Source organism: Muriicola sp. (genome assembly GCF_041567615.1).
Taxonomy (GTDB): Bacteria; Bacteroidota; Bacteroidia; order Flavobacteriales; family Flavobacteriaceae; genus Muriicola.
This window is the reverse complement of record NZ_JBFGBM010000189.1, coordinates 1-4863: the sequence shown is the minus strand read 5'-3', so window position 1 is coordinate 4863 and position 4863 is coordinate 1. Positions and strand designations below refer to the sequence as shown.

Sequence of the window (4863 nt, the reverse complement as noted above, 5' to 3'; positions counted from 1 at the left end):
TGTTCAGGATGGCCTCCTCTGTCTCTGTGTCGACCGCAGAAAGGCAATCGTCGAACAGGTAGATCTCCGGATCTTTGAGAAGGGCTCTGGCAATGGAGATGCGCTGTTTCTGTCCGCCGCTCAGGGTGATCCCCCTTTCACCGAGGACCGTATCATACTTTTTGGAAAAGCCGATGATATTGTCGTGCACTACGGCCATTCTGGCCACTTCCTCGATCTCTTCTTCTGAGGCTGTTTCCTTCCCGAACCTGATATTGTTTGAAATCGAATCGGAAAACAGGAAGGCATCCTGGGGTACCGCACCGATGGAACTTCTCAGGCTTTCCAGGTTCAATTTCCTGAGGGGGGTGCCATCGATCCTGATCTCCCCGCTACTGACATCATACAGGCGCGCAACCAGATCTAGTACAGTAGACTTCCCGGATCCCGTCTGGCCCAGGATGGCTACGGTCTGCCCGTCTTCCACTTTGAAGGAGAGCTCCTTCAGAGCTGTGATGTTCGTATCCTCATAGGTAAAACTCACCTTGTCGAACTCTATCTCACCCCTGATCGGTGTTTCCTCCTCCACCTCATTCCTGAGCTCGGGTTCCACTTTCAAAAATTCATTGATCCTCTTCTGGGACGCTTCCGCCCGCTGAACGAGGGAGGTCAGCCATCCGACGATAGCTACGGGCCAGGTGAGCATATTGACATAGAGGATAAACTCGGCAATGGTTCCTATGGATTCGATCTGCCCGTCTATGTACTGCTTACCGCCGACGTAGATCACAAAGATGTTACTGATTCCGATCAGCAATATCATAAGGGGGAAGAACCAGGCATCCACCTTGGCCAGGTCCATACTCCTGTTCTTTCCTTCCAGGGCCAGCGCGGAGGCTTCCGAATTGACGTTGGGTTCCAGGGTATAGGCTTTGATCACGGAGATCCCCGAAAAGGTCTCCTGGGCAAAAGTGGAAAGGGTAGACAGGAATTCCTGCACCTTGGTACTTCGCTTGTGGATGATCTTACTGATCTTATAGATGAGAACAGACAGGATCGGCAAAGGCAAAAGGGCATAAAATGCAATGGTGGGTGCTTTGATGAACATGAGGGGGATCAGGCATACAAAAAGGGTCAGGGTCTGCATCCCGTACATGATGGCAGGCCCCGCATAGAGACGAACCTGGCTCACATCCTCACTGATCCTGTTCATCAGGTCTCCCGTCCTGTTCTTTTTGTAAAAGTTCAGGCTGAGCAATTGATAATGATCAAAGACTTCATTCTTGAGGTCGTATTCTATATACCGACTTACATTGATGATCGTCTGCCGCATCAGAAAGGTAAAAAACCCCGACAGCAAGGCCGCACCCAGGATGATCAGGATGTATTCGAGGAGGAGGGAGGTCGCCTCCGGTTTCGCCACCGTACCGGCAAAATACTTCTCCACCACTTCAATGGAATTCTTGACGTAAGAGGGCATGACGAGCTGGAAGACACGTGCTATGATGGTGATGATGATCCCCAGGAAAAGCTTGAACCAATATTTCCTGAAATATTTATTGAGGTGTTTTAATTCTTTCATAGGGGGGAAAGCCCGCACTGTTTCTCTGAGCAAGGCAAAGATAGGAGTTTCGGCAGGAAAGAAATGTTATAAAAGCCATAAGATAATCCGTTCCCGGGAAGGTCATATCCGGAGAATTGTTATTTTTGCCATCGGTAAATTCTCTTTAAAGTTCTTTAAACATGCTTACGAGAAGGCAGTTGAGGGTGAAGGTCATGCAGTGCATTTATGCGATCACCCAGACGAAGGATGACTCCCTTGAAAAACAGGAAAAATTTCTCCGTGTAAGCATAGAGAACACCTATACCCTTTACCTTTTGATGTTGTGTTTGCTGAGGGAGATCCACTCCATGGCCGTGCACCGCCTGCAAATGGATTCCAAGAAATACCTCGCCTCAGATACGGACCAGTTCCCCGACAAGGAAAAATTTGTACAAAACAAGCTCCTGAGACAATTAGTGGAGAACCCTGCGCTGGACGAGGAATTGAAAAGGCGCAAGATCCGCGGCTGGTACCTCAATGAGGACTATGTCCGGATCATTTTCAAGGAGATCTTAAAGCACGATCTCTATCTGAAGTACATGATAAAGAGGGGGCGCTCCTTTGGGGAGGACAAGAACCTGGTGATCGACCTGTTCCGGGAAGTGATCGCGCCCAATGAAAAGCTGTACGAGTTTTTCGAGGATGACAAACTGACCTGGGTAGACGATATTCCTCTGGTGAATACATTTATTGTCAAGCAACTCAACGCCGTGAAGGAGGATTCGCCCCAGAAGTACTTCCTTCCCAGGTTGCTCAAGGATGAGGAAGACATGGACTTTGCGAGGAAGCTACTCTCAAAAACCTTGTTGCAAAACAAAGCCCTGGAGGAAGAGATACAGGGGAAAACCCCGAACTGGGACAAGGACCGAATCGCCGAGATAGATGCGATCCTGTTAAAGATGGCCATATGCGAGCTCCTGAATTTCTCTTCCATCCCTGAGAGGGTGTCCATCAACGAGTATCTGGAGATCGCCAAGGAATATTCCACCCCCAAGAGCAGTATATTTATCAATGGGATCCTGGATAAGCTCGTGAAGGAATACAAGGCCGAAGGAAAACTTAAAAAGAGCGGGCGGGGACTTCTGTAAGTATTTATTCCTTAATTTTGCAGCTGAATATTAAAATCTAGATCTATGAAAAGAGTTTTTGTCGCCCTGGGCGTAATCAGTATGATGGGCTTTGTATCCTGTAAGGAAAAGGCCTCCAGTAAAATTGAGACTGCCAATATTGAGGTGGCTGCAGAAAGGGATGCCGCCGCAAAAAACCTCCCGGTGATGACCTTTGAAAAGTCGGAGCACGACTTCGGGAACATCGAACAGGGAACGCCTCAGGAGACTGTATTCACTTTTACCAATACGGGTAATGCTCCCCTGATCATCACAAACGCTACGAGTAGCTGTGGGTGTACCATTCCCGAGTATCCAAAGAACAAACCGATCGCACCCGGTGAAACAGGTCAGTTACTGGTCAAATTCAATGGCTCAGGACAGAACCAGGTCACAAAGACCATAACCGTTTCTGCCAACACCGCAAAAGGCTCTGAACTGTTGCGTATCAAAGCATTTGTAAATCCAAAGAACGCGGCCAATACACTCGGGCCCGTAAAATAAATTTTAAAAAACTATTCCGGTATGAATGAGATAGGGAATTTCCTGCCTATGATCCTGATCTTTGTCGTGGCGTATTTCTTTATGATACGACCCCAGATGAAGAGGCAGAAAGATGAAAAGAAATTTGCCGCAGCGCTGAAGAAAGGGGACAAGATCGTCACCAAAAGCGGGATGCATGGAAAGATCGTGGATCTGAATGACAAGGATTTTTCCTGCATCATTGAGACTATGGCGGGCAGGCTGAAATTCGACCGTTCGGCTATTTCTATGGAGATGAGCAATAAGCTCAACGCAGACAAGAAATAATCCCCGGAAGATCTGAAACAATAAACCGGTATGCCTTTCATACCGGTTTTTTTATTCAATTAATTGCTTATGCCTTCCGGTACTTATCATTGATACTCACCCCGGCATGTATCATAGGGATGATCTTTTGAAGCCGCCTCAATTTGGTAGCCTCCTGTTTTGCCGTGGCTATATATTCACAGAATTCCCTTTGCTTGTAGGGAGAGAATTTCACAAAAGAGTCCCTTAAGGCCGGGTCTGCTTTCAAAGCCTTTTTCAAGAGTTCCGGTATCTCCGTACTTTTCCCGCTGTCCGGTTTCCAGACCAGCCCTTTCTTCTGATTTTCTACGGCCTCCTTTATATAGGAACGCACGATATCCGGATCGATCTCATCTGCAGAGGTAAACTTCCAGTGCCTCATGGCCTTGGTCTTGCCTTCCTGGGCATTCTCCAGTACTTTTTGAGGATCCTTGAGGAAGCACCCATGGAAGAACCAGATCCCGAAATGCGATGTAAAAGCGTGGATACCCAGAACGTTCTTATCCTTTATGGTGTAGACAGGTCCATTCCATTTATAGGCCTCCTCCATACCGGTTTCCAGGGCCAATTCCCGCAGTTGGGTCAGCCCTTCCCTGAAAGGATTTTCTTTCTGATAGTATGCATCAACCTTGTCTTTGCTCATGAGTTGTGCTTATGCCTTCTTCGCAGTAAGTTCACAAATTTTCACGATAACTTCAACCGCCTTCTCCATACTCTGTATGGGCACATACTCGTACTTTCCATGGAAATTATGGCCTCCTGCAAAGATGTTGGGGCAGGGCAGGCCTTTATAGCTGAGTTGGGAACCGTCCGTGCCTCCCCGGATAGGTTTGATAATGGGGGTAATGCCCAGTTGTTCCATGGCTTCCCTGGCGGTCTCGACGATGTGGTAAACCGGCTCCACCTTTTCCCGCATATTGAAATACTGGTCCTTCATCTTCATTTCGACCGCCTGGGGATAGCTTTGGTTGAATTCTTCCACAAGTCGCTTCAATAATTGCTTCCTGTCCTCAAATTTTTTCCGGTCGTGATCCCGGATGATCAGTTCCATGGAAGCGTGTTCTATACTGCCCTCCAGGTGGTGGACGTGAAAAAAGCCCTCCCTCCCTGAGGTCTTCTCAGGAACTTCCTCCCTGGGCAGGCGGGAGGCGAGATCCGTGATGATGCCGATGGCATTCACCATCTTGTTTTTCGCATAGCCCGGATGTACGCTTTTTCCCTTGGCTGTGATCTTTGCGCTGGCCGCGTTGAAATTCTCGAATTCGAGTTCCCCCACCTGGCTTCCGTCCATCGTATAGGCCCATTCGGCCCCGAACAGGTCTACGTCGAAATGGTGGGCACCCCTGC

Annotated in this window: 6 protein-coding genes; 3 read left to right on the top strand and 3 right to left on the bottom strand. The window is 48.4% G+C overall.

The features are described from left to right. The coding region (locus tag ABYP73_RS11425) for an ABC transporter ATP-binding protein (protein ID WP_372974412.1) at positions 1-1561 on the bottom strand (1561 nt) is incomplete at its 3' end. Between the two features lie 161 nt (positions 1562-1722). Here ABYP73_RS11425 and nusB point away from each other — a divergent pair. Genes nusB through yajC form a run of 3 tightly spaced genes read left to right on the top strand, consistent with a single transcriptional unit; the run spans position 1723 to position 3498 of the window. Continuing rightward, a complete protein-coding gene (gene nusB, locus ABYP73_RS11420; protein ID WP_372945300.1) occupies positions 1723-2670 on the top strand; it encodes a transcription antitermination factor NusB in 948 nt (315 codons plus the stop codon). A 45-nt stretch (positions 2671-2715) separates the two neighbouring features. Beyond that, complete coding sequence (locus ABYP73_RS11415; RefSeq protein WP_372974411.1) at positions 2716-3192, top strand: DUF1573 domain-containing protein; 477 nt, start codon at positions 2716-2718, stop codon at positions 3190-3192. A 21-nt stretch (positions 3193-3213) separates the two neighbouring features. Then, a complete protein-coding gene (yajC, locus tag ABYP73_RS11410) occupies positions 3214-3498 on the top strand; it encodes a preprotein translocase subunit YajC (RefSeq protein WP_188371037.1) in 285 nt (94 codons plus the stop codon). 67 nt (positions 3499-3565) lie between these two features. Here yajC and ABYP73_RS11405 read toward each other — a convergent pair whose 3' ends face one another. Next, a complete protein-coding gene (locus tag ABYP73_RS11405; RefSeq protein WP_372974410.1) occupies positions 3566-4159 on the bottom strand; it encodes a YdeI family protein in 594 nt (197 codons plus the stop codon). Between the two features lie 9 nt (positions 4160-4168). After that, positions 4169-4863 (bottom strand): peptidase T (gene pepT / locus ABYP73_RS11400; RefSeq protein ID WP_372974409.1); only part of this gene is annotated, 695 nt, incomplete at its 5' end.